We start from the raw sequence: 24780 nt of genomic DNA on the forward strand, positions 1-24780 counted from the left end.
GGGGAGGCAGCGTCATGAGTGAGGCAGGGCGGACGTGTCAGCGTCCCGGCTGCGGTGGGGCCTACGAGGACATGGGCGGCGGCGAGCTGTACTGCGACACCTGCGGTCTCGCGCCGGTCGTCGCCTCCAACGGCATGGTCGGCTCGACACCGACCGGGATCACCGGAGGCGGCGGACGGGGCTCACGCGGCTCCCGCGGTTCGCGCGGGTCGGCGGGCAGCGGCAGTTCGCGGTCCAGCGGCCGCAGTTCGCGTACGTCGTCGCAGTCGTCGAAGTCCCGGCGTTCGGTGTCGGGACGGCTGTCGCGGGCCGTCTCGGGACGGTCGACGAGCCGGTCGGTGTCGGTGCGCAGCTCGGGCTCCCCCGCCGGTTCCTCCGGGCGCGGACGCCTCGGCGCAGGCCTGGTCGAGGTTCCGGCGATCCCGCGGCCGGACCCGCGTTCGATGGTGCTGGACAACCCCGAGGTGCCCGAACGGAAGCGGTTCTGCTCACGCTCGGACTGCGGGGCTCCGGTCGGGCGGGCCCGCGGTGAGCGGCCCGGGCGCACGGAGGGCTTCTGCACCAAGTGCGGCCACCCGTACTCGTTCGTGCCCAAGCTGAGGACCGGGGACGTCGTGCACGGCCAGTACGAGGTGGTCGGCTGCCTCGCGCACGGCGGGCTCGGCTGGATCTACCTCGCCGTGGACAAGGCGGTCTCCGACCGCTGGGTGGTCCTCAAGGGCCTGCTGGACACCGGCGACCAGGACGCGATGGCGGCGGCGATATCGGAGCGGCGGTTCCTCGCCGAGATCGAGCACGCCAACATCGTGCGGATCTACAACTTCGTCGAGCACCTCGACCAGCGCACGGGTTCGCTGGACGGGTACATCGTCATGGAGTACGTCGGCGGCAAGTCGCTGAAGGAGATCGCCAACGGCCGGCGCGGCCCCCAGGGGCGGCGCGACCCACTGCCCGTCGAGCAGGCCTGCGCGTACGGCATCGAGGCGCTGGAGGCGCTCGGCCATCTGCACAGCCGCAACCTGCTCTACTGCGACTTCAAGGTCGACAACGCCATCCAGAGCGAGGACCAGCTCAAGCTGATCGACATGGGCGCGGTGCGCCGGATGGACGACGACGAGTCGGCCATCTACGGCACGGTGGGCTACCAGCCGCCGGAGGTCGCCGACGTCGGCCCGTCGGTGGCGTCCGACCTGTACACCGTCGGCCGCACGCTCGCCGTGCTCACGTTCGACTTCCAGGGCTACACCACCGTCTACGCCGACTCCCTGCCGGACCCGGACACCATCGACGTCTTCCGGCGGTACGAGTCGTTCTACCGGCTGCTGGTGCGGGCCACCGACCCCGATCCGGCCCGCCGGTTCGCCTCCGCGCAGGAGATGGCCGAGCAGCTGACGGGGGTGCTGCGCGAGGTGGTCTCGCTCCAGACGGGCCGCGCCCGGCCCGCGGTGTCCACACTGTTCGGGCCGGAGGCCCGGGTGACGGACACGGAGTTGTTCCCGCGGCTGGACGGTGACGTGTCGCGGCTGGGGGCGCGGGCGCCGAGGACGAAGCGGCGCGGCGCCGGCGCGGCCGCGGCACTGCCGGGCGGCGGGGGCACGCTCCCCGCGCTGCCGGGCGGGACGAACGCGGCCGTCGGAGCACCGGGCGGGACGGGCACGGGTGTCGGCGGGGCCGGCGGGACGAACGCGGGGCCGGCAGTGGCCGGCGTGACGGGCGCGGGCTCCGCACCACCGGGCTCGGTCGGCGCGGTCGGGGCGGTCGGGGCGGTCGGGGGTGATGGTGCGTCCGGGCTCGTGAAGTCCGCCGACGCGCCCGTCACCGCCCTCGCGCTGCCGGTCCCCCGGGTCGACGCCGGCGACCCCAACGCGGGCTTCCTCGCGGGCCTCATGGCGTCCGCTCCGGCCGAGCTGCTGACCGCGCTGGCCTCCGCGCCGGCACCGTCGACCGAGACCCGGCTGCGGCAGATCCGGGCGCGGCTGGAGAACGGCGACGCGCCCGGCGCGCTCGAGGCCCTGGCAACGCTGGAGGGCGAGCGGCCCGACGACTGGCGGGTGGTCTGGTACCAGGGGCTCGCGGCACTGGTGACCGGCGACCACGAGGGCGCCGCCCTGGCCTTCGACGCGGTCTACGACGCCTTCCCCGGCGAGATCGCGCCCAAGCTGGCGCTCGGCCTGTGCGCGGAGGTGCTGGGGCAGCTCGACAACGCCGCCGAGTACTACCGCCTGGTGTGGGCGTCCGACCCGAGCCATGTCAGCTCGGCGTTCGGACTGGCCCGGGTCCAGCTCGCCGCCGGCGACCGGACCGGCGCCGTACGGACGCTGGAGTCGGTGCCGGAGTCGTCCATACACTGCACGGCCGCGCGCGTCGCGGCCGTGCGGGCACGGCTGCGGCACCGCACCGCGGGCGCGGGCGACGTGGCGTTCCTGGACGACCTGGTCGCCGCCGCGCGGCAGGTCGAGGCGCTGGACGTGTACGGTCTGGATCCGGCACGGCGCGAGCAGCTGTCGGCCGAGGTCCTCGGTTGCGCGCTGGACTGGGTACTCTCCGGAGGTCGGGGTTCCGTCCCACCCGCCGCCGGGGGACGGACGCTGCTCGGCAGCGGCCTGGACGAACGCGGCCTGCGTTTCGGCCTGGAGCGTTCGTACCGCACGCTGGCTCGGCTGGCGCGGGGCGGCGAGGAGAGGATCGACCTGGTGGAACGTGCCAATCGTTACCGCCCCCGGACGTGGGTGTAGTTGATGTCGCAGATGCCCCAGCAGGCCGCTGTGCCGAAGTGCCCGAGCTGCGAGGAACCCCTCGAGCCCGGTGACCGTTTCTGCGGCGCTTGCGGATACGACCTGTCAGCCGTGCCCGCACGGCCCGAGGACAGCCCGACGATCGCCGTCAACGGCTCGGTGCCCGCGCCGGCGCCGCCGCCGGACGGTGTGGACTGGCCCGTGGCCCGGGACTCGGACGGCTTCGGCCGGCCCGCCCCGGTGCACGCGGCGGCCGAGGTGCCGGGCACCGACTCGGGCGGCTCACCGTTGCAGCCGACGGAACCGGGTCCGTCGGTTCCCCCTCCCCCGCCCGCGGCACCACCGATGCCGGTGACGCCGCCGGAGCCGGAAGCGGCCGGCGGGCGGCCCGGCCGTCCGCAGGACGCCGACGAGTACCCACTGCAGGCGCCCGACCCGCGACTGGCCGCCGAGCCGGTCCCGGGCGTCCCGGTCCCGGACCCGGCGGTCCCGGGCGCGACGGTCCGGGACACCCCGGCCGCGTCCGCGTCCGCCGACGGCAAGGTCTGCGTGGCCTGCCGCGCGGGCCGGGTCGACGACGACGGCTACTGCGAGAACTGCGGGCACGCCCAGCCCCGCGAACGCGACCACATGGAGCAGGAGTCCGGCCCCGTCGCCGCGGTCAGCGACCGCGGACTGCGCCACCACCGCAACGAGGACGCGTTCTCCGTCGGCTGCACCGCGCTGCCCGACGGCGCCCCCGCGAGCGTGGCGATCGTCTGCGACGGCGTGTCCTCCGCGACCCGTCCCGACGACGCCTCGCTCGCCGCGTCCCGGGCGGCAGGCGAGTCGCTGCTGGGCGCCCTGCCGCGGGGCACCCATCCGCAGCAGGCCATGCACGACGCCATCGTCGCCGCCTCGCACGCCGTCAACGCGCTGGCGGACGAGCCCGCCACCGCCCGCGAGCAGGCCCCGCACCAGAACGCGCCCGCCTGCACCCTGGTCGGCGCCGTGGTGACCGCCGGTCTGCTGGTCGTCGGCTGGGTCGGTGACAGCCGCGTCTACTGGGTGCCGGTGGACCGGAGCACACCGCCCGCCCGGCTCACCGAGGACGACTCGTGGGCCGCGCAGATGGTCGCCGCCAACCTGATGAGCGAGGCCGAGGCGTACGCCGACGAACGCGCCCACGCGATCACCGGCTGGCTAGGCGCCGACGCCTACGAACTGGAGCCGCACACCGCGTCGTTCAAGCCGGACCGCGCGGGAGTGGTCGTGGTCTGCTCGGACGGCCTGTGGAACTACGCCGAATCGGCCGAGGAGATGGCCGAGGTCATGCCCCTCGACGCCGCCTCGCGTCCGCTGCACAGCGCCCGCGTACTGGTCGGTCACGCCCTGGACGGCGGGGGCCACGACAACGTAACAGTGGCCCTCGTGCCGTTCCCGGCACCGCCGCAGGGGGCAGGATCGGCCTGAGGCCCCCGCACGGGTCGTGAAACCCCCGCACGGGCGGGGTGGCGCGCGCGGGGCGGCCTCGCGGGCCGCAGGGGGCGGTCCGCGCCGGCAGCCAGACACCCCACCACCGTGGGGCCGTAGAGGGGGATGCGACCCGGCATGGCCAATTTCTCGAAGTCGAACGTGCCGCAGTTCTCGATGGACGTCTACCAGAACGAGTACCTGCCCGACGGCGGCCGTGAGGTCAACGCCATCGTGACGGTCACCGCGACCGGCGGCGGCACGGTCGGGAGCGCGGTCGCCGCGCCCCACCTGTACTCGCCGGGCCAGGGACCGTCCGCGGCCGTGGCGGTCATGGTCGACTGCTCGGGCTCGATGGACTACCCGCCCACCAAGATGCGCAACGCACGCGACGCGACGGCCGCCGCCGTCGACACCCTGCGCGACGGCGTGCACTTCGCGGTGGTCGGCGGCACGCACGTGGCCAAGGAGGTCTACCCGGGCGGCGGCGGGCTCGCGGTCGCCGACGCCACCACCCGGGAGCGGGCCAAGCAGGCGCTGCGCGGGCTGAGCGCGGGCGGCGGCACCGCCATCGGCACCTGGCTCCGGCTGGCGGACCGGCTGCTGTCGTCGGCGGACGTCGCCATCCGGCACGGCATCCTGCTCACCGACGGCCGCAACGAGCACGAGTCGCCGGAAGACCTCAAGGCGGCGCTCGACGCCTGCGCCGGGCGCTTCACCTGCGACGCCCGCGGTGTGGGCACCGACTGGGAAGTGAAAGAAGTCACAGGCCTCGCCTCCGCCCTGCTCGGCACCGCCGACATCGTCGCCGACCCGGCCTCTCTCGCCGCCGACTTCACGCGGATGATGGAGACGGCCATGGGCAAGGAGGTCGCGGACGTCGCCCTGCGCCTGTGGACCCCGGTCGGCACCACGGTGAAGTTCGTCAAGCAGGTCGCCCCCACGGTCGAGGAGCTGACCGGGCGCCGCACCGAGGCGGGCCCGCGCGCCGGGGACTACCCCACCGGTTCCTGGGGCGACGAGTCCCGCGACTACCACGTATGCGTGGAGGTCCCGGCCGCCGGCCTCGGCCAGGAGATGCTGGCCGCCCGCGTCTCCCTGGTCGTCCCGGAGTCCGACGGCAGCGTCCGCGACCTCGGCGCGCAGGGTCTCGTACGGGCCGTGTGGACGGACGACATGGCCGCCTCCACGTCGATCAACCCCCAGGTCGCCCACTACACGGGGCAGGCGGAACTGGCACAGGTCATCCAACAGGGGTTGGATTTGCGCAAAGCGGGAGACATCGACGGAGCAACGGCCAAACTGGGTCGTGCGGTTCAGCTCGCCGGAGTCTCCGGAAACGCCGATACGGCGAAACTGCTTGCGAAGGTGGTGGACGTGGTCGACGCGGCGGCAGGTACTGTGCGACTGAAAGCGAAGGTCGAGGAAGCCGACGAGATGACTCTCGAGACCCGGTCGACAAAGACTGTTCGTGTAAAGAAGTGACACCGGACAACAGCGCTCCACGAGCCCGCAAGAGGGGGAAGCACCGACATGCCGACCTGCCCGAACGGACACCAGTCGGGTTCCGACGACTGGTGCGAGGTCTGCGGTCACCGCATGGCCGGTGCCGTGCCGCCCCCTCCCCCGCCTCCGCCCCCGGGCGGCGGCTACGGCTTCCCGCCGCCCGCCGGTCCCGGCCAGGGCCCCGGTGGTCCGGGCGCCGAGCCGCAGTTGTGCCCGCAGTGCCGCACGCCGCGTGAGGGCGCGGCGCCGTTCTGCGAGGAGTGCCGGTGGAACTTCCTCACCAACACCGCCACCTCGTACACCCCGGCCGCCCCGCGCCCGTCGGCGCCCGGCGGTCCGGCTCCGCACTTCCAGCAGCCGCCGGCGCCACCGTCGTACGGCGGCGGTGACTCGTACGACTACCAGGGCTCCCGCCCGTCCCAGATGAACCGGCCGGCCGAGCCGATCCCGCCGGGCCCGCCCTTCGGCGGCCCCTCGGGGCCGGGCGGCCAGGGTGGCCAGGGCGGGTCCGGTGGCGGTCCTGGTGGTCAGGGCGGTCCGGGCAGAGGTCCCGGTGGTCCCGGTGGCCCAAACGGCCCCTCCGGCCCCTTCAACCCCGGCGGCCCGAACGGTCCCGGCGGATACGGTGGCCCGGGCGGTCCCGGTGGGCCCGGTGGCGGTCCCGGTGGGCCCGGTGGCGGCCCTGGTGGCCCGGGCGGTCCCGGTGGGCCGCCGGCCCCGCCCGCCTTCGGTACCGACCCGTCCCGGCCTGTTCCGCCGCCGCCCGGCCCGGGTGGGCCCGGCGGCGCCCCGCAGGGGTACCAGCAGTCCGGTCCGCCGGCCCCGCCCGCCTTCCCGCAGGAGACCAACCGGCCGCAGCAGGGCGGTCCGTCCTTCGGCGGCGGTGAGGACGACTGGGTGCTCTCGCCGCCGTCGTCCACCGGCCACGGAGGGCCGGGCGGTCCCGGTGGTCCCGGTGGTCCAGGTGGTCAGAACGGCCCGGGTCCGGCCCAGGGCGGCGGCTACGGCTACCCGCAGCCCGGCGCGGCCCAGGCCCCGCCGCCCCCGCCCGGTGGCGGCTACGGATTCCCCCAGCAGCCCCAGCAGCCCCAGCGGCCCCAGCAGCCGGCGACCTGGACGGCGACCATCGGACCGGACCGTGAGTACTTCATGGCGATGATGCACCGCTCCGGCCCCGAGGCCGCCGGTCTGAACCTGCCCGCGTACTCGCCCGAGCAGCAGCGGACGCTCACCGGCAACCAGATCACCATCGGCCGCCGCCGGCACTCCACCGGTGACACCCCGGACATCGACCTCGCGGTGCCGCCGGAGGACCCGGGCGTCTCGCACCAGCACGCGGTGCTGGTGCAGCAGCCGGACGGGACCTGGGCGGTCGTCGACCAGAACTCGACGAACGGCACGACGGTCAACGGCGGCGACGAGCCGATCCAGCCCTTCGTGCCCGTGCCGCTGCAGGACGGCGACCGGGTGCACGTCGGCGCCTGGACGACGATCACGGTCCGCCGGGGCTAGCCGGGCGGCCCGTCAGACGAAGGGCCAGGCGTACGGGCCCTCGGGGTCGTCCAGCCACGCCCAGGCCCGTTCGCCGCGGACGGTGATGCCGTAGCGCTCGCGCCGCGGCGCGTCCTCGCGGTCCCACAGGGCGTACGCCTCCCGCGGATCGAGCCCGCCCCGGCTCAGCGCGAGCAGGAAGCGGAACAGGTCGTCCTCCCGGGCCCGGCGCGGCACTCCGCCCAGGCCCGGCGTCTGGGGCTCGGAGCGGTCCGCGCCGCGCAGCGGCACGAAGTACGCGGGCGTGTGCAGGAAGCGCCCCTCGGCGTGCCCGGCGTCGCGGACGGTGAGGACGGCCAGGCCGGTGGCGAGCGGCGTCAGGATCCGGCCGCCGGGGCGGCACTGGGCGAGCCAGGCGCTCGGGACCGAGGGCAGCGAGCAGGTGGCGAGGATCCGGTCGTAGGGGGCGCGTTCGGGCACCCCGCGGGCGCCGTCGCCGGTGACGACGGCCGGGTGGTGTCCGGCGGCGGCCAGGTGCCGGCGGGCCGACTCGGTGATGTCGGCGTCCAGGTCGACGGTGGTGACCAGATCGTCGTCGCCGAGCCGGTGGGCGAGCAGGGCGGCGTTGTAGCCGGTGCCGGCGCCGATCTCCAGGACCCGGTCGCCTTCCGTCACGCCCAGCTCCACCAGCATCATCGCCATCAGCGACGGCTGGCTGCTGGAGGAGAGCAGTTCGCCGTCTCGCAGCCGGGTGGCCAGCGGGGCGTCGGCGTAGGCGCCGCGCACCCAGCGTTCGCGGGCCTCCCGGTCGGGGTGCTCGCCCCACCGGCGCTCGTAGCCGCCCCGGACGCCGACGTAGTAGTAGGGCACGAAGAGGTGCCGCGGCACCGTCTCGAACGTCTCCCGCCAGACCGGGTCGGCCGCCCAGGCACCGCTCAGCTCGATCTCCCGCACCAGCTCCGCCCGCGCGGAGGCGGCGAGGGCTTCCAGGTCCTGGTGCCCGCCCATGTCTCCACAGTACGGGCCCGGCGGCGGACGGCGGGTGGGTCCGCGGGTGCGGAGAACGGCCGGGGGCCCGGGTCGGTCCTAGGCCTCAAGTCCTATGTCCACGCGTCTGAGACCATGGACGACGTGACTGAGATTCGGCGCGGCACGCTTCAGGAGCAGACCTTCTACGAGCAGGTCGGCGGGGAGGAGACCTTCCGTCGGCTCGTCCACCGTTTCTACGAGGGGGTGGCCGAGGACCCGATCCTGCGGCCGATGTACCCGGAGGAGGACCTCGGCCCGGCCGAGGAGCGCTTCGCGCTCTTCCTGATGCAGTACTGGGGCGGCCCCACGACGTACAGCGACAACCGGGGCCACCCGCGGCTGCGCATGCGCCACGCGCCCTTCGTCGTCGACCGGGCGGCGCACGACGCCTGGCTCAAGCACATGCGGGTCGCCCTCGACGAGCTGGGGCTCTCCGAGGAGCACGAGCAGACGCTGTGGAAGTACCTGACGTACGCGGCGGCCTCGATGATCAACGCGCCGGACTGACCGACCGGCACACCGGACCGGACCCGACCGGAGCCGACCGGCCCCGGCGGTGCACCGGGGCGGCCGGGGTGAGGCGCGGGCGTCCCGGCGGGCTCAGCGAACGCTGATGCCCAGTGCCCCGGCAGCCCCCGCCCGGCGCAGGGCGACGGACCCGTAGGGCGTGCGCAGCCGCAGCCACGCTCCCGAGGAGAACAGCTTCGGCGCGTCCGCGTCGAAGCCCCCCGGGGCCCGCAGGAACCCCAGTGACTGGGCCGCGTGCACGGCCCGCACCGGCAGCCCGGTGTCCCCGGCCGTCCGGGACCATATCTCCCCGCCGATCCGGTCGAGCTCGCTCCGGGTGCGCCGCTCGGGCGCCAGCTCCGCCGTGCGGGAGCGGAACTCCGCCACCGCCGCGGCGACCAGCGCGCGCAGGGCGTCCGGGGCGGGCAGCCCCGGCTCGGGCCGCCAGCCGCCGCGCGGGGGCAGTACCCCGGCCCACGGTGGCCCGGTCACCGCTCCCGGCACACCGGCGATGGCCGCCGCCTCGTCCACCGTCTCCAGCAGCTCACCGGCGGACACGGTCACGTCCAGCGTGGCGTCGAGCCCGTTCTCGTACGGCTTGGCCAGCCGCGCGGCGCGCACGGCCAGCACCTCGAAGGAGGGCGGCCGGCCGAAGACGGCGAGGGCCGTGCCCGCCGCCTGCAGCCGCACCGCGGCCGAACGGTCGTAGTGGAGCAGGCGGGAGAGGAAGGCCGCGAGATCCGCGGCCTCCCCCTCGTCGGCCAGGTGGAGGACCGTCATGCGGCGACGGCCCCCTCCTTGTCGTCCGTGTACTCCTGAAGGAACTCCCGTTCCTCCTCGGTGATCCGGCGCGGCCTCTGCCCCTCGAAGTCGAACGGCACGATCACCGTCGAGGCGCGGACGTAGACCTGGTCGCCGTCCTTGACCTCGTAGGTGAGCGTGAAGGAGGCGGCCCTTATCTCCGTGACCCACAGTTCGATGTCGACCGGGTGGTGCCGGTGGACGAGCTGCCGCTTGTAGTCGATCTCATGGCGCGCCACCACGGACCCCTGCTTGAAGTCCTTCTCCGGGCGGAACAGGAAGTCGATACGCGCCTCCTCCAGGTAGCGGAGGAAGACCACGTTGTTGACGTGGCCGTACGCGTCCATGTCCGCCCAGCGCAGTGGGCAGCGGTAGATGTGCCGCAAGATCAGCCCCGGGTCAGCTTCTTGTAGGTGGCGCGGTGCGGACGCGCGGCGTCGGCGCCGAGCCGCTCGATCTTGTTCTTCTCGTACGAGTCGAAGTTGCCCTCGAACCAGAACCACTTGGAGTCACCCTCGTAGGCGAGGATGTGCGTGGCGACGCGGTCCAGGAACCACCGGTCGTGGGAGACGACCACGGCCGCCCCGGGGAACTCGAGAAGGGCGTTCTCGAGGCTGCTGAGGGTCTCGACGTCGAGGTCGTTGGTCGGCTCGTCGAGGAGGAGCAGGTTGCCGCCCTGCTTGAGGGTGAGCGCGAGGTTGAGCCGGTTGCGCTCACCGCCGGAGAGCACGCCGGCCGGCTTCTGCTGGTCCGGTCCCTTGAACCCGAAGGCGGACACGTACGCCCGCGAGGGCATCTCGACCTGGCCGACGTTGATGTAGTCCATCTCGTCGGAGACGACCGCCCAGAGCGTCTTCTTCGGGTCGATGTTCGCGCGGCTCTGGTCGACGTAGGAGATCTTGACGGTCTCGCCGACCTTGATGGAACCGGAGTCCGGCTCCTCGAAGCCCTGGATCATCTTGAAGAGGGTGGTCTTGCCGGCGCCGTTGGGGCCGATGACACCGACGATGCCGTTGCGCGGCAGCGTGAAGGAGAGGTCGTCGATGAGGACCTTGTCGCCGAAGCCCTTGGTGAGGTTGCTGACCTCGACGACGACGCTGCCCAGGCGCGGGCCCGGCGGGATCTGGATCTCCTCGAAGTCCAGCTTCCGCATCTTGTCGGCCTCGGCGGCCATCTCCTCGTACCGCGCGAGACGCGCCTTGGACTTGGCCTGCCGCCCCTTGGCGTTCGACCGCACCCACTCCAGCTCGTCCTTGAGCCGCTTGGCGCGCTTGGCGTCCTTCTGGCCCTCGACCTTGAGGCGGGTCTGCTTGGTCTCCAGGTACTTGGAGTAGTTGCCCTCGTAGCCGTGCAGCCGGCCGCGGTCGACCTCGCAGATCCAGCCGGCGACGTTGTCCAGGAAGTACCGGTCGTGGGTCACGGCCACGACGGTGCCCTCGTACTTGGCGAGGTGCTGCTCCAGCCAGTTCACCGACTCGGCGTCGAGGTGGTTGGTGGGCTCGTCGAGCAGCAGCAGGTCGGGGGCCTCCAGCAGGAGCTTGCACAGCGCCACACGCCGCTTCTCACCACCGGAGAGGTTCACGACGGGCCAGTCGCCGGGCGGGCAGCCGAGCGCGTCCATGGCCTGCTCGAGCTGGGCGTCGAGGTCCCAGGCGTTGGCGTGGTCCAGCTCCTCCTGGAGCTTGCCCATCTCCTCGAGCAGGGCGTCCGAGTAGTCGGTCGCCATCTGCTCGGCGATCTCGTTGAACCGGTCGAGCTTGCCCTTGACCTCGGAGACGCCCTCCTGGACGTTCTCCAGGACGGTCTTCTCCTCGTTCAGCGGGGGCTCCTGGAGCAGGATGCCGACCGTGTAACCCGGCGACAGGAACGCGTCGCCGTTGGAAGGCTGTTCCAGCCCCGCCATGATCTTCAGAACGGTCGACTTACCGGCGCCGTTCGGTCCGACCACACCGATCTTCGCGCCGGGCAGGAAGCTCAGGGTGACGTCATCGAGGATCACCTTGTCGCCGTGCGCCTTGCGCGCCTTGCGCATGGTGTAAATGTACTCAGCCAAGAGAAACCGTCCGGCAGCTTGATCAGGCAGTGGGCAGATACACCCCATCTTGCCGCACCGCCACCCCTGGGAGGAAACGCGTTCGGCGCGGGGCCTTTGACCTGGGCTTTCCCCGGTGCCGCCGGAACCTCGCCTGTCCCTGCCGGTCGCCATCGGCCTGCCTCGGACACCCGGCCGCGTCGTCGATCCGCGCTTCTGGCTTTACCGGGTGACCGCGTGGATGCCGCTTTCGCCGCCCACCACGTGATCGACGACGAGAGGCAGTCCAAGGTGCTGGAGTCAAAGCGGAAGCCACCGCGACAGTCGCTCGCCCTGCTCGACCCACGGGACGGCGGCGGGGCGGCGCCGCCCTGCCGCGGCTGTCGTCACAGGGTGACGACGATCTTTCCCTGGGTGTGTCCGCGTTCGGCCTCCCGGTGCGCCTCGGCGATCCTGTCCAACGGATACGTCGCGGCGAGGTGGGGTGTGAACTTCCCCCGGCTGCCCAGTGCCGCACCGTCCGCGAGCACGTTGGAGTCGTTCTCCGCGTAGAGATGCCGGACTCCGAGTTCGCCCGCGCGGGCCGCGTCGGCGACCGTCACGACGCGGTCCGCGTCTCCGGCAACGGCGACGAGGTCGGCGAGTGAGCCGGAGGCTGCCAGGTCGAGCACGGCGTCCACTCCCGCGGGGGCAAGTTCGCGGACTCGATCGGCCAGTCCTTGGCCGTATGTGGTGGGCAGGGCTCCGAGCGTGCGCAGATAGGCGTGCTTGCCCGCGCTCGACGTACCGATGACGGTGGCGCCGCGGGCCACCGCCATCGCGACGGCGGCGCTGCCCACACCGCCGGCGGCTCCTTCGATCAGCAGCGTGCTGCCGGACAGGTCTCCGAGCGCGTCGAGCCCCCGACCCGCGGTGGCGATGGCCAGGCCGGCACCGGCTGCCTGTTCCAGGGTCCACGGGTCCGGCACGGGGGCCCAGGCAGTCAGCGTGGCGTACTGCGCACTCGCTCCGAATATGCCGCCGAGGCCGAACATCCGGTCACCGAGGGTGACACCAGTGACGCCCTCTCCGACCTGGTCCACCACACCGGCGGCGTCGCGGCCGGGGACGGCCGGGAAGTCGACCGGGAAATGCTCGCGGACCTCCCCCGAGCGCAGTTTCCAGTCGACGGGGTTGACGCTGGCCGCGGTGACCCGGATGCGGATCTCGCCTGCACCGGCGTGCGGCTCCGGGATGTCCTCGATGACGAGCACGTCGGCGGGGCCGTAGTCGTGGTAGCGGGCAGCACGCATGGGTTGCTCCTTGATCGGGCGATTACTTGCTTCGGAAACTAAACTAGGCCCAGTTACTTTCCGTGGCAAGTATCCGTGAGTCACTTTCCATGGAAAGTGTTTCGTGTTACGATTGCGCGCGTGGAAGCGGATCATGACCTTGCCCCGATCGAGGTGGAAACGTGGGAGTCGCTGCTGTCGGTGCTCCTCTGGCTTCCGGCGGCACTGGACGGGCGGCTCAAGCAGCAGGGCCTGAGTCACCACGAGTTTCTGATCCTGTGGTGCCTGACGCAGCATCGGGACCGCACACACACCATGAGTTCACTCGCGGAGCTGTCCCGCGTCACCCCGTCACATCTGTCCCGTATCGCGTCCCGGCTGGAGAAACAGGGCTGGCTCGTGCGTGAGCAGGACCCCTCGGACGCCCGCGTCACGATCGCATCGCTGACCGAGGCGGGGTCCCTGAAGTACGCGGAGTCGGCCCCGGGGTACTACGCGACCCTGCGTGAACACCTCTTCGGTCGGCTCACCGAGGAGCAAACCAGGCAGCTCCGCGGGATCACCGCGCGTATCGCGCAGTCCCTCGATCCCCGCGCAGGCTGAGAGGCCCGACAGGGCGTTCAGGGGCGTTGGACGTGGCGGTGTGCGATGAGGTGGGTGACGGGCCGAGGAAGGCTCCGTGGATGTCGTCGCGCCCGTTCCCGGCGGATCCGGCCCTCAGCCTCTTCAGCAGCACCAGGGTTTTCCGGCCCACACGCGGTTCGACTCCGTCACATACGGCGACCCGTCGCGCGGAGGGTCACTCCGTTGTCACTGCTCGCTCTTCTCGTTCTTCCTGCGGAGGAAGATGAGGACCGCGCCGCCGATCACGACCAGGCCTATGGCCGCGCCGCCGATCAGGGGCGTCGCGCCCGAGCTGCCGGTTTCGGCGAGGTTGGGGTTCGGGGTGGGGGTGGGGGTGACGACCTTGGTGGGGGCCGGTTCGCCGAGGGGGCGGGTGTCGGCCAGTGCGGCGCTCTGGGTGCGGCAGTCGAGGACGCCCGTGAAGCGCTGTTCGAAGCCGGCCGGGCCGCGGATGGTGAAGTCGTAGGGCCGGTCCTCCGGCAGCGGGACCGTCACCGTCCGGGTCTCGCCGGCCGCGATGGTGTGGTCGGTGTCCAGCAGCTCGAAGGTGAAGGGTTCGTCGCCCTTGTTGACCGCGGTGATGTCCAGGGCGCCCTCGGCGCAGTTCTTCGTGGCGGACAGGGCGGGTATCGGTCCCTGGTCGGCCCATGTGGCGCTCGCCGTCGCCGAGACCGTGGACTCGCTGGAGCCGGCCAGGATCTGGGTCTGGCTGCGGCTCGCCGAGGCGAAGGCGCGGCCGACCGGCACGGTGGTCGAGGCCTGGACCGTCAGTTCGGCGGTGCCGGCCGCCGCGTCCTCGGGCACGTCGAAGAAGATCTGGGAGCCGTTGGTGACGGAGGTGACGGGCTCGCCCTTCTTGTCGACGATCCGCACCCCGCCGGTGGTGGCGTCCACCGGCGGGGTCACCGTCGCGCCGCCCGCGTTGGTGCGCACCGTCACCGGGCCGAGCCGCTCACCGGGGCGGCCCGAGACCGCGGGCGGGTCCAGGGTGAGCGACGCCGCGGGCTCCGCCAGGCCGCGGGCGCTCTTCTCGAGGTGGTCGGCGAGCCGCTCGGCCTGGGGGTCGACGGCCTCGACGTCCGTGTCGTCCGAGTAGCGCCAGATGGCCACCTGGGTGCCGGCCGCCGCGTCCTGCTCGGTGAGTCCGCCGCGGACCCCCGCCTTCTTGGCGAGCGCGGCGAGGTCGTTGACCTGGGGGTAGGAGTTCTGAAGGATCCAGCGGATGCGGCCGGCGTCCTTGTTGGTGCCCAGTGACGTGCCGCTCCAGGGCGTCTCCTGGTACTTGGCGTCCTTCTGCGTCGGGTTCTGGATGTCGACGCAGTACGTCTGCAGCATCCCGCCGCCCTCCACGGACATCTCGAACAGGCCGGCCGGCACCTCGTGGTCGCCGTCCGCCCCGTGGATGACCGCGAGGCCGTGTGTCTTGAGGCCGCCTATGGTGGCCGTCGCCCCGCCCTGCCCCCGCGCCGCCGCGTCCTGGGCGGCGGCTGCCGGGCCGGCACCGGTCACCACGCCCGCGGCGGCGAGCGCGGACACCAGTGCCGCGGTGGCCAGTCGCGTCGCCTTCCGGCCGGGCAGAGACAGCGCAGTGAGCGAAGAAAACACCAAATTCCCCTTCGAGCAGGACCCGTTGACGTGGGGGGCACGGTCCCACCAGCAGAATCACCAGCCCCGTAGGGCTCGTTCGGCATCCTAAGGACGTGACACACCGCGCTTGCGGGTGATGTTGGTCCGCACAGTGATCCGAATCGGAATCGTTATCGCTCACGGGCCTGTGAGCAGGGCTTATCGACAAATCCACCCGGGTTTGTTCGGGACGGGTTCATCGATAAGCCGCACTTCGGTCATCTCCGGTGGTCGGTCCCGGTGGTCCGCCCCGGCCGCCGGTCCCGGTGGTCAGCCCCGGTTGTCCGCCGGTGTCACACCGCCGCCGCGGCGGCGGGTTCCGGCCGCTGTTCGGCGGTGTCCGTGGCGGGCGGCTCTCCGGCGTCCGTCTCCCAGTTGGGTTCGGGGCGCGGAGGGGAGGCCGCAGTCTCCGTCCTGCCGGTGCGCCGGAACGCCGCCGTGCCGCGCGAGAGGTCGTGTCCGATCGCCACCGCGTCGATGTCCGCCGAGGTCCAGTTCTGCCCCTCGCGCACGTCCGTGCGCACCTTCAGACGGCCCTGCACCACGACGGGTTCGCCCACCGCCAACGACGCGGACACGTTGCCGGCGAGCTGCCGGTTGGCCCAGACCGTGAAGAAGTTGGTGTGGCCGTCCGCCCACGCGCTCTTCTCCCGGTCCCAGTAGCGCGCGGTCACCGCCAGCCGGAACCGCGCCGACGGTCCGTTCGCCAGTTCCCGGAACACCGGCTGCGTCGCCACGTTGCCCACGGCACAGATCATCGTCTCGTTCATCGCGAGTCCTCCCTCCCGTACGGGCGTCTCCCGTACGGCTGCCTCCGGCGCGGCGCGCGTCCGATCCCGTACGCCGCCGCTGCCCGTGACGACCGCGTCCGTCGCGATCGCCGCGAGGCCAGACTGCCTCCGTCCGGGCCGGGCCGCTGAGGGCTGTGGACCGGCTCCCGGCCTGTGGAGAACTCCGCCACCCCTTCGGGCGGGAGACCCGCACCCGCCGTTACCTCGCCGCCGCTCCCGCCCCGGTGACCCGCCCGTACTGCTCCCGCACTTCCCGGTACCGCAGCAGTTCCGCCGCCAGCGGATCCAGCACCCTGGCCCGGCCGCACCCCGCGGCGGCCTCCCGCAGCAGGCGTTCCGCCTCGTGGCCGTAGCGCCGTGCCGGTCCGCGTGCCGCGATGCGGCAGCTCCACTCGATGAGGGGTCCGCCGATGATGCCGGCCACCATCAGCAGCACCGGCACGCCCAGGTTCGGCGGCAGGAAGCCGATGATCTGGCCCAGCAGCCACAGGCCGCCCACCACCTGCAGCAGGGTCATGGACGCCTGGGCCAGCACGGCCACCGGCCACCAGCCCGGCCGCGGCGGACGCCCCGGCGGCAGCCCGGTGCGCACCGCCAGCTCGTCCAGGGCCTCCGGCAGCCCCTGGGCGCCCCGGACGGCCGCCTCTCGCATCGCCTGCGCCCACGGGGCCGGCAGGCCCGCCGACGCCCGGTCGGACACCGTACGCACCGCCTGCTCGACGCGCTGCCGGGCCGTGGCCTCCTCGTCCGCCTGGGCGCGCAGTGAGATCCGTCCCGTGGGGGGTTCGCGCCGGTCGCGGTGCCAGCGCCACAGGCGCAGCCAGGGCGTGCCGCACGCGCGGTTGGCGTTGCGCAGCCAGGCGCGTTCGGCGGCCTCGCCGGCCGCGGTGGCGCCCACCGCGTCCGCGAGCCGGTCCGCGAACTCCTCCCGCGCCTCCTCGCTGAGCCCGGTCCGCCGACCGGTGACGTACACGGGGCGCAGGCGCCAGGCCGCGGCGTCCACGTCGGCCGCGATACGGCGGGCCGGGGCCTGCCGCTCGGCGACGAACTGGCCGAGCACCTCGCGCAGTTCGGCGATGCCTTCCCCGGTGAGCGCGGACAGCGCGAGCACGGTGGCGCCGGGCTCGTCGTACTCCCCGAGGGGGATGCCGTCCTCGTCGAGCAGCCGCCGCAGGTCGTCCAGGACCTGTTCGGCGGCCTCCCCGGGCAGCCGGTCGACCTGGTTGAGGACGACGAAGGTGACCTCGGCGTGGCCGGCCATCGGCCGCAGATAGCGCTCGTGGAGCACGGCGTCGGCGTACTTCTCCGGGTCGACGACCCAGACGACGGCGTCGACGAGCGCCAGGATGCGGTCCACCTGCTCGCGGTGCTGCACGGCGGCCGAGTCGTGGTCGGGCAGGTCGATCAGGACCAGCCCGCGCAGCGGCGAGTCGGCGTCCGGGTGCTGCAGCGGGCGGCGGCGCAGCCGGCCGGGGATGCCGAGCCGGTCCAGGAGGCTGGCCGCGCCGTCGCTCCAACTGCACGCGATGGGTGCCGCGGTGGTCGGGCGGCGGACGCCCGTCTCGGAGATCGTCACCCCGGCGAGTGTGTTGAACAGCTGTGACTTGCCGCTGCCGGTCGCGCCCGCGATGGCGACGACGGTGTGCTGCCCGGACAGCCTGCGCCGCGCGGATGCCTCGTCGAGGACCCGGCCCGCCTCGGCCAGTGTCCCGCTGTCGAGCCGGGTACGGGAGAGCCCCACCAGCTCGCGCAGCGCGTCGAGCCGTGACCTGAGCTGTCCGTCGTACGCGAGCGGCATCAGGGCGGCCGAGGAGGCGGGCCTGCTCGGCAGGACGGCGAACTGCTCCGGCCCGCCGTTCTCGTCCACCCGCCGCGCGATCAGCCCGTCACCCCAGGCGCCCTCAGCGTCCCCGGAACCGGACGCGGGCACGGAGGCGGAGGCAGGCACGGACGCGGAGGCAGGTACGGACGCGGATGAGGAACCGTGCCCGGAGGCGGCAGAAGAACCGGACACGGACGAACCGCCGGCCGCGCGCTCCCGACCCGCCGCGCGCTCCCGGTCGACCGCGCCCTCCGTACGGCCCCGGTCCGCCCCACGGCCCCGGTCCGACGTATTGCCCGGGTCCCCCGTCCGGCCCAGGCGCTCCGCGCGATCCCTGCGCTCGCCCCCCCGGTCTCGGTCTCGGTCCTGGGCCCGGTCCCGGTCCGGACGGCGGGGCGCCCCGCCGTCCGGCACGCGCGCGTGGGGGTCGCGTGCGCGTCCGCCAGGGCGTTCCTGCGGGCGTGCCCCCTGCCCGGCGTCACCGGGGGCGGCCTCCCGCGCGGCGTCCTCCTCGGCGGCCCGCTCCGGGCCACGGCCGCCCCGGGGGCCCGCCTGGTCTCCCTGGTCCCCCGGACCTCCCCGGCCCGCCTCCTCCGTCGTGTGGTCGGTGTGCTCGGTGGGGTCCTGGTCAGTGACGGCGGTCACCGGTCACCTCTCCTTCTGCAGTACGGACAGCGCGGCGATGAGTTCGGCCTGCGGCTCGGGATGGACCTCCAGTCGGTCGAGCGGCGCCAGCCTGCGTTCGCGCTCGACGTGCACGACCCGGTCGACGTGTTCGTCGAGCAGCCGTCCGCCCCGGTCGCGCAGCCGCAGCGCGCCGTGGGCGCCGATCCGCTCGGCGAGCCGCTCCCCGGCGACCCGCGCCCGTCGCCCGCCCAGCAGCACGGTGGCGACGAGGGCGGCGACCACTCCCGGGTCCGGGGCCATGCTCCGGTCGAGCCGGCCCACCTCCTCCTCGGCGTACTCCTCCAGCTCCCGCCGCCACCGCCGTACGGCCATCCCGATGCGGTGCTCGGCGCTCTCCGGGGCCGGGTCCCGGTCGGCGAGTTCCGGTGCGGTGGCCGCCGGTTCGCGCCGCCAGGCCTCGTCGACGCGTTCGTCGGCGGCGGTGACGGCGCACAGCAGCAGCGCGCCCAGGCTCTCCACCAGCGAGTCGAGGAGTTCCTCGGGTGAGCAGTCGAGGGGGAAGGCCCGCCACCGCTTCAGCGCGTCCCCGGCGAGCACGGCCCCCGCCTGCAACCGCCCCCGTACGCGCGCGTGCTCGCCGTCGTAGGCGCCGTCGACGGCCGCGGTGAGGCGCAGCGCGGCGGCGTACTGCGCGGCGGTGGCGCCGGCCAGTTCGGGCATCCGGGACTTGAGGGAGTCCAGGATGCCGTTGGCCGTACGGGCCATGGCGTGGTGCCGGGCTTCGAGGTCCTGGGCCCGGTGCACGAGCCAGGACCGCAGCGGCGCCACGGCGGTGGCCGGCAGCAGCCCGCCTCCCCAGGCCGACTCGGGCAGTTCGGGCACGGTGAAGCGGGGGACCTCGCCCAGCCCGGCCTTGGTGAGCAGCGCGCCGTACTGCCGCGCCACCTCGGACACCACCTGGTGGGGCACCCGGTCGAGCACGGTGACCAGGGTGGCGTCGTACTCCTTGGCGGTGCGCAGCAGATGCCAGGGCACGGCGTCGGCGTACCGGGCGGCGGTGGTGACCATCACCCAGATGTCGGCGGCGCAGAGCAGTTCGGCCGCCAGGACACGGTTGTCGGCGACGAGGGAGTCGATGTCGGGCGCGTCGAGGAGGGCGATGCCGGGCGGCAGCGTGTCGGCGGTCTCGACGCGCAGTACGCGCGCGGGGTTCTCGCCCGGCAGGAGCAGGTCGTCGTCGGGTTCCCGGTGGGGCACCCACACGCGCGTGAGGTCGGGCAGCACCCGCATGCCGCTGAACCAGTGGTGGTCCTCCGGATGGCAGACCAGCACCGGCGTCCTGGTGGTGGGCCGCAGCACCCCCGCCTCGCTGACCCGCCGTCCCACCAGGGAGTTGACCAGCGTGGACTTCCCGGCGCCGGTGGATCCGCCGACGACGGCCAGCAGGGGCGCTTCGGGCTCCTTCAAGCGGGGCACCAGGTAGTCGTCTAGCTGTGCGAGCAGTTCGTCGCGGTTGGCACGCGCGCGTGGGGCCCCCGCCAGGGGCAGCGGGAAGCGTGCGGCCGCGACACGGTCGCGCAGGGCGGAGAGTGCGTCGAGCAGCTGAGGCCGTACGTCCAAGGTCACCACATGTGAAGAATGCCCAATTTTAGGGGAATTCTGAAGCATATGAGCATGTCTGCGCGCCGACCGGACACTCCGGACGGAAGGGACTACTGGGACACGACGCGACTCCAGGCATAACGAGTGCACAACACCCGATGCGCGAGACGCCAAAAGCGATGCACGATTCGTACCTGCCTGCGATTATCAGGACCGCTTCACTGAACCTCCACATCGAGCCACGGAGGCGAAGCATCAGGGACATGGAGCCGGGAGCCCTATCCTTGTCCCCGGCAGCGTCACGGATCAGCCCACACCCGGGCACCACGACCGAGGCCACCACACCAGGCCCCCGTAGCTCAGTGGATAGAGCAGGCGCCTTCTAAGCGCTTGGCCGCAGGTTCGAGTCCTGCCGGGGGCGCCACTGCCCGTTTGGCGGGAGGGACCGGACGACGTGCGACTGCGCTGTGCGGTGCTCGACGACTTCCAGCAGGTGGCGACCGGGATCGCCGACTGGTCCCCGGTCGCGGACGACGTGGACGTTGTGTCCTTCGACACCCATTTCGACGACGAGGACGCTCTCGCCGAGGCGCTCGCCGAGGCGGACATCGTGGTCACCCTGCGCGAACGCGTCCGCTTCCCCGGTTCGCTGATCGCCCGGCTGCCCCGGCTGAAACTGATCGTCGCCTCCGGCATGCGCAACAGCGTCATCGACTACGCCGCCGCCGACGCGCACGGCGTCACCGTGTGCGGTACGGCCTCCTCGTCGACCCCGCCCGTGGAACTGACCTGGGCCCTGCTCCTGGGCCTGGCCCGCGGCATCGTCCAGGAGAGCGGCGCGCTGCGCGAGGGCGGCCCCTGGCAGCAGACGGTGGGCGCCGACCTGCACGGCCGCCGCCTGGGCCTGCTGGGCCTGGGCAAGATCGGCGGCCGGGTGGCCCAGGTCGGTCTCGCCTTCGGCATGCGGGTGAGCGCGTGGAGCCAGAACCTCACCCGGGAGCGCGCCGACGAGGCCGGCGTCGAACTCGCCGCCTCCCTGGAAGAACTGCTCACGACGGCCGACTTCGTCTCCGTCCACCTCGCTCTCGGCGACCGCACCCGCGGCCTGCTCGGCCCCGCCGAACTGGCCCTGCTCAAGCCGACCGCCTACCTGGTCAACACCTCGCGCGCGGCGATCGTCGACCAGGACGCCCTGCTCGCCGCGCTGCACGAGGGCCGGATCGCCGGCGCGGGCGTGGACGTCTTCGACACCGAGCCGCTGCCCGCCGGTCACCCGATGCGCGACGCCCCGCGCCTGCTCGCGACGCCGCACCTCGGCTATGTCACGCGCGCCAACTACGCCACGTACTACGGCCAGGCGGTCGAGGCGATCCGTGCCCACCTCGCGGGCTCGCCCGTACGCCGTCTGCCCTGAGGGGCGCCCGCACCTGGACGGCGCCGGGCTCCCCCGTTCCCGGGGCAGGCGCTCAGGCGATCCCCGCCCGGTCCGTCTCCGCCGGCCGCCAGTACACACCGCCGCTCCGGCGCAGGTGGTCGAGGTCCACCAGGTGGCGCCGGAGCGTCACATGGTCGACGTCGCCGTCCTGACACCACACCCGCAGCTTCTCGTCGACGGCGCGTTCCGGATACTCCACGCCGGGTGCGAAGGTCTGCTCGGCGATGTGCCGCAGCACCACCTTCTTGCGCGTCCAGCGGGCGGGGAGGCGGACCAGCCTTCCGTCCTTGACGAAGGTCCGCACGATCACACCGGCCCGGTCGTCGCCCGCGTCGGCGCCGTCGGCGGCCTCCGCCGCCCGACGGCCCGCGCGGGCCAGTTCCCTGAAGCGGTCATGCGCGACGACGAGCGCGCCGCCGTCCTCGGACGTCACCACGCCGTGCTCCCGCAGCCGCCGCAGCGCGGCGGCCGTCTCCTTCGCGGACAGGCCGGCCGCCTCGGCCACCTGCGCGTCGCTGCCCGCCCCCAGCGCCACGGCCGCGAAGGCGCGCAGCCGGTTCTCCTCGGCGAACAGACCTGAAAGACCGGTCAGCACGGTCAGCGCGGACGGCTCCGACGCGTCGGTGAGGCGGTCCGGCCCGGCGGGTTGCTCGTTGTCCATGCCGAGACGCTAGTGGACACCACGCCGGGAGGGGAACGACTTTCCGCCCCCGGCGCCGTCCCCTGGCGCCATCCCCCGCCGCCGTCCCCCGCCGCTTCCGCTGCGCCCCTTCCCGCCTCCCCTCCGCCTCCGTCTGCGGGGTTCCGCCCCCGACGCTCCCACTCCACCCCTCCGGCCCAAAAAGGGTGATTCTCACATTCTCCCCGTGACCCCTCCTCGACCCGTCGCGTTGGTCCAGCAGTGCGGTGGCGCGTCCTGCCGCCGTGCTCCCCGAGTCAAAAGGAGAACGTGATGTCTCGCATCGCGAAGGCCGCCGGCGTCGCCCTCGGCACCGGTGCCGTGATGCTCAGCGGCACCGGCCTGGCCATGGCGGACGCGGGCGCCGAGGCCGCAGCCGTCGGCTCGCCCGGCGTCCTGTCCGGCAACGTCGTCCAGGTCCCGGTCAACGTGCCGGTCAACGTGTGCGGCAACACCATCAATGTGATCGGGCTGCTGAACCCGGCCTTCGGCAACACCTGCGTGAACGGTGACGTCGAGAAGAACGACAAGCACAGCAAGGACGGCAAGAACGGCGGCCACGGCCGCTGAGTCCCGCAGTCACCAGGAGAGCCCCGGCCTTCCCAGCCGGGGCTCTCCCGCGTCCGCGTCGATCGCCGGCGTTCTCGCTCAGGCGTAGCGGTAGATCCTGCTGTGGTCCTCCAGGTCGTCCGGCGTCACGTCCCAGGGCGGCAGCCTCTCGTGCCGCGCGACGATACGGCCGTGCTGCGCGCCGCCTGCGCCGGGCGGCTCGGCGGGCAGGTAGCGGGTGTCGCGGTGCCGGGCCTGCCAGCGGGACCACTGAAGGTCGACGAAGGCGTGGTGCAGCCAGAACACCGGGTCGTTGACGGAGGCGCCGCCGACCATGGCCCCGCCGACCCAGCGGTGCACCCGGTTGTGGTTGCGCCAGGAGACGCTGCCTCGGCCGGTCCCCCACCCCTCCAGCTTGTTCCGGAACCCCTTGCGGGCCGTGGAGTCCCAGGGTGCGGTGTCGTACACCGGGTCGTCGAGCGCCCACTCCACATCGCTCTTGGCCGGCAGGTCGAGGGGATTGGCGGCACGTCCGAGGTCCCGCGTGAGGTACTCGGTGTCGGTGACGTTCACCTTGATGGTCCAGTTGCCCTCGGCGTGGGCGAACGGCCCGGTGGTGACCCGGCGGTCGGAGCGCCGCCCGGTGCCGCCCAGGAGGTCGGCGGTCCAGGGCACGGACGACGTGGAGCGGTCCTTCGTCCAGTCCCAGTACGGCACCGTCACCGACGAGTCGATCCGGCGCAGCGCCTCCTCCAGGTCCAGCAGGAACCTGCGGTGCCAGGGCAGGAAGGACGGAGCCATGTGGGCCGTACGCAGTCCGTTCTCGCCGTCGGATACGTAGTACGCGATGTGGGTGCGGACGAACTCGTCGTACTCACCGCGCCGTTTCGTCTCCAGCAGCGCGTCGACGAACCGCCGCTTCTCGGTGCGGGTCAGCGTGCTGACGTCCTTACGCGTGTACGCCATGGTGCTCCCCCAAGTGGTGCCGGCCGTCACCGGCCGGCGCGTCGTGCAGGTGTTCGCCGGGGCCGAGTTCGTCGACGGCGCCGCGGGCGGCGGCGAGAGGGGTGGGGTACGACCTGTAGTGGTCGACCATGCTCAGCCAGCCGCCGTCGGCCCTGCGCATCAGGTGCAGCGGGCGGCCGTCCACGGTGACGTGCCAGTCGGCCGCGCCGACGGCGTGCCCCGCGGCGGCCCGGACGCCCTGGATGCGGCGGCCCCGGTAGGTCTCGTCGAACCCGGCGCTGGTGGCCGGCCCGGCCGCGTGCGGCTCGGGGCGCGCGGGCCCGGTGCTTCCGGCGCCCTCGGCGGCGGAGCCGGCGTCGGATGCCGGGGAGGGCCGGGATGCCCCGACCAGGGGCGCCAGTGTCAGGGCGAGGGCCGGGGCGAGCAGTCTCCGCATCATCCGGCGCCGCGTCTCGTGTCCGGGCGCGGGTCCGGGTCCTCCTCTGGCGGGGTCCGTCGGCTCCCGCTCCGCGCAGGGCCCTGCTCCACCCACGTCGACCGTCATGGCTCGCTCCTCGTCCGGTTCGGTGATCCGTACCGTCAACCGGGCGGCGGGCCCCGCGGTCACTACACGCAGGGCCACACGGAGCACCGGCCGCCGGCGCCGGGGCGCGGCGGGTCAGCCGCCCAGCGGGAGGCCGCCGAGCAGTCCGCCCTTGGAGTTCAGCTCGGTGGTCGCCTTCTTCACGGTGTGCAGCACGGAATCCTTGTTCTCGGTGTCGAGCGCCTTCGACCGGTCCTTCGACGGCAGGACGTTGGCGGGCTCCGCGGTGAGCGCGTTCACGGCGTTGCCGAGGCTGCTGGGCGAGAGGTCGGCGGCGTCTTGGGCGAACGCGGGCGCGGCGGAGCCGGCGATGGCCAGAGATCCGGCGACGACAGCGGCGGCCTTGAGGGACTTCATCGTGTTCCTTTCTTCGGCGACTGGTGTCACCGGCGGAAATGCTGACGCCCTGCCTAACGACCTGCACCGGGCGCGGAAACCCCGCGCCCGGGAAGACATATGAGATCTCCGGAGGGCGGAATGGGACGGGGGAACGGAAAGGAAAGCGAGAGCGTGAGAAAGAGAGAAAAGGGAGAAGGGAATGGCAAAGGGCCGTGGGGGGGGGCCCCCCGGGGGGGGGGGGGGGGGGGGCGGCGGGGCGGGGGGGGGGGGGGGGGGGGGGGGGGGGGGGGGGGGGGGGGGGGGGGGGGGTACG

Annotated in this window: 21 protein-coding genes and 1 tRNA gene; 9 read left to right on the top strand and 13 right to left on the bottom strand. The window is 73.3% G+C overall.

The window, feature by feature from the left end:
- Positions 1 to 14: 14 nt before the first annotated feature.
- The 4 genes from ACH4NX_RS22370 (at position 15) to ACH4NX_RS22385 (ending at position 7205) form a co-directional block, all read left to right on the top strand.
- Positions 15 to 2735, top strand: coding sequence for a tetratricopeptide repeat protein (locus tag ACH4NX_RS22370; RefSeq protein WP_398128637.1), 2721 nt, complete (start codon positions 15 to 17; stop codon positions 2733 to 2735).
- 3 nt (positions 2736 to 2738) lie between these two features.
- Entirely contained in the window at positions 2739 to 4187 is a 1449-nt protein-coding gene (locus tag ACH4NX_RS22375; RefSeq protein WP_398128636.1) for a PP2C family serine/threonine-protein phosphatase, read from the top strand.
- Between the two features lie 138 nt (positions 4188 to 4325).
- Entirely contained in the window at positions 4326 to 5672 is a 1347-nt protein-coding gene (locus tag ACH4NX_RS22380) for a VWA domain-containing protein (protein ID WP_351402028.1), read from the top strand.
- 48 nt (positions 5673 to 5720) lie between these two features.
- Positions 5721 to 7205, top strand: coding sequence for an FHA domain-containing protein (locus tag ACH4NX_RS22385; protein WP_398128635.1), 1485 nt, complete (start codon positions 5721 to 5723; stop codon positions 7203 to 7205).
- 12 nt (positions 7206 to 7217) lie between these two features.
- On the opposite strand, the gene ACH4NX_RS22390 is transcribed toward ACH4NX_RS22385, so the two are convergent.
- Positions 7218 to 8192: a methyltransferase domain-containing protein gene (locus ACH4NX_RS22390; protein WP_351402024.1), complete on the bottom strand. Its 975-nt coding sequence runs from the start codon at positions 8190 to 8192 to the stop codon at positions 7218 to 7220.
- Positions 8193 to 8306: 114 nt separating this feature from the next.
- On the opposite strand from ACH4NX_RS22390, the gene ACH4NX_RS22395 reads away from it, so the two are divergent.
- Positions 8307 to 8720 (top strand): globin, encoded by a 414-nt coding sequence (locus ACH4NX_RS22395; protein ID WP_351402022.1) that lies wholly within the window; start codon positions 8307 to 8309, stop codon positions 8718 to 8720.
- Between the two features lie 93 nt (positions 8721 to 8813).
- Here ACH4NX_RS22395 and ACH4NX_RS22400 read toward each other — a convergent pair whose 3' ends face one another.
- The 4 genes from ACH4NX_RS22400 to ACH4NX_RS22415 all read right to left on the bottom strand — a co-directional run bounded on the left by ACH4NX_RS22400 (position 8814) and on the right by ACH4NX_RS22415 (position 12845).
- Positions 8814 to 9500 (bottom strand): hypothetical protein, encoded by a 687-nt coding sequence (locus tag ACH4NX_RS22400; protein ID WP_398128634.1) that lies wholly within the window; start codon positions 9498 to 9500, stop codon positions 8814 to 8816.
- Positions 9497 to 9907, bottom strand: coding sequence for a thioesterase family protein (locus tag ACH4NX_RS22405; protein WP_351402018.1), 411 nt, complete (start codon positions 9905 to 9907; stop codon positions 9497 to 9499). Before ACH4NX_RS22405 ends, ACH4NX_RS22400 begins: the two co-directional genes overlap by 4 nt.
- Positions 9908 to 9909: 2 nt before the next feature.
- Positions 9910 to 11574, bottom strand: a complete 1665-nt coding sequence (gene ettA / locus ACH4NX_RS22410; protein ID WP_351402016.1) for an energy-dependent translational throttle protein EttA — start codon at positions 11572 to 11574, stop codon at positions 9910 to 9912.
- Positions 11575 to 11939: 365 nt separating this feature from the next.
- Positions 11940 to 12845 carry an NADP-dependent oxidoreductase gene (locus ACH4NX_RS22415; protein ID WP_351402013.1) on the bottom strand — a complete coding sequence of 302 codons (906 nt, stop codon included), beginning with the start codon at positions 12843 to 12845 and terminating at the stop codon, positions 11940 to 11942.
- Positions 12846 to 12965: 120 nt separating this feature from the next.
- Here ACH4NX_RS22415 and ACH4NX_RS22420 point away from each other — a divergent pair, with 120 nt between their 5' ends.
- Positions 12966 to 13427, top strand: a complete 462-nt coding sequence (locus ACH4NX_RS22420) for a MarR family transcriptional regulator (RefSeq protein ID WP_351402011.1) — start codon at positions 12966 to 12968, stop codon at positions 13425 to 13427.
- Between the two features lie 207 nt (positions 13428 to 13634).
- Here the strand turns inward: ACH4NX_RS22420 and ACH4NX_RS22425 are convergent, their stop codons facing one another.
- The 4 genes from ACH4NX_RS22425 to ACH4NX_RS22440 all read right to left on the bottom strand — a co-directional run bounded on the left by ACH4NX_RS22425 (position 13635) and on the right by ACH4NX_RS22440 (position 19943).
- A complete protein-coding gene (locus ACH4NX_RS22425; protein ID WP_398128633.1) occupies positions 13635 to 15053 on the bottom strand; it encodes a TQXA domain-containing protein in 1419 nt (472 codons plus the stop codon).
- Between the two features lie 314 nt (positions 15054 to 15367).
- Positions 15368 to 15844 carry a single-stranded DNA-binding protein gene (locus ACH4NX_RS22430; protein ID WP_351402007.1) on the bottom strand — a complete coding sequence of 159 codons (477 nt, stop codon included), beginning with the start codon at positions 15842 to 15844 and terminating at the stop codon, positions 15368 to 15370.
- A 220-nt stretch (positions 15845 to 16064) separates the two neighbouring features.
- The gene (locus ACH4NX_RS22435) at positions 16065 to 18332 is read right to left on the bottom strand and encodes a GTPase (RefSeq protein WP_398128632.1); all 2268 of its coding nucleotides are present in this window, start codon (positions 18330 to 18332) and stop codon (positions 16065 to 16067) included.
- Between the two features lie 3 nt (positions 18333 to 18335).
- Positions 18336 to 19943 (bottom strand): dynamin family protein, encoded by a 1608-nt coding sequence (locus ACH4NX_RS22440; RefSeq protein ID WP_351402003.1) that lies wholly within the window; start codon positions 19941 to 19943, stop codon positions 18336 to 18338.
- Between the two features lie 321 nt (positions 19944 to 20264).
- On the opposite strand from ACH4NX_RS22440, the gene ACH4NX_RS22445 reads away from it, so the two are divergent.
- Both ACH4NX_RS22445 and ACH4NX_RS22450 read left to right on the top strand, forming a co-directional pair.
- Positions 20265 to 20340: transfer RNA gene (locus tag ACH4NX_RS22445), tRNA-Arg, on the top strand.
- A 30-nt stretch (positions 20341 to 20370) separates the two neighbouring features.
- Positions 20371 to 21330 (top strand): D-2-hydroxyacid dehydrogenase family protein, encoded by a 960-nt coding sequence (locus ACH4NX_RS22450; protein ID WP_398128631.1) that lies wholly within the window; start codon positions 20371 to 20373, stop codon positions 21328 to 21330.
- A gap of 52 nt (positions 21331 to 21382) precedes the next feature.
- On the opposite strand, the gene ACH4NX_RS22455 is transcribed toward ACH4NX_RS22450, so the two are convergent.
- Positions 21383 to 22012, bottom strand: coding sequence for a DUF2087 domain-containing protein (locus ACH4NX_RS22455; protein ID WP_351401998.1), 630 nt, complete (start codon positions 22010 to 22012; stop codon positions 21383 to 21385).
- A 291-nt stretch (positions 22013 to 22303) separates the two neighbouring features.
- Between ACH4NX_RS22455 and ACH4NX_RS22460 the strand changes: the two genes are divergently transcribed.
- Positions 22304 to 22600 carry a chaplin gene (locus ACH4NX_RS22460; RefSeq protein WP_351401996.1) on the top strand — a complete coding sequence of 99 codons (297 nt, stop codon included), beginning with the start codon at positions 22304 to 22306 and terminating at the stop codon, positions 22598 to 22600.
- 78 nt (positions 22601 to 22678) lie between these two features.
- Here the strand turns inward: ACH4NX_RS22460 and ACH4NX_RS22465 are convergent, their stop codons facing one another.
- The 3 genes from ACH4NX_RS22465 to ACH4NX_RS22475 form a co-directional block, all read right to left on the bottom strand.
- Positions 22679 to 23545, bottom strand: coding sequence for a tyrosinase family protein (locus ACH4NX_RS22465; protein WP_351401994.1), 867 nt, complete (start codon positions 23543 to 23545; stop codon positions 22679 to 22681).
- Positions 23529 to 24089 carry a tyrosinase family oxidase copper chaperone gene (locus ACH4NX_RS22470; protein ID WP_398128630.1) on the bottom strand — a complete coding sequence of 187 codons (561 nt, stop codon included), beginning with the start codon at positions 24087 to 24089 and terminating at the stop codon, positions 23529 to 23531. Before ACH4NX_RS22470 ends, ACH4NX_RS22465 begins: the two co-directional genes overlap by 17 nt.
- Positions 24090 to 24203: 114 nt before the next feature.
- Positions 24204 to 24485 (bottom strand): hypothetical protein, encoded by a 282-nt coding sequence (locus tag ACH4NX_RS22475; RefSeq protein ID WP_351401989.1) that lies wholly within the window; start codon positions 24483 to 24485, stop codon positions 24204 to 24206.
- Between the last annotated feature and the right edge of the window lie 295 nt (positions 24486 to 24780).

Source organism: Streptomyces sp. NPDC017225 (assembly GCF_044331465.1).
Lineage (GTDB): Bacteria > Actinomycetota > Actinomycetes > Streptomycetales > Streptomycetaceae > Streptomyces.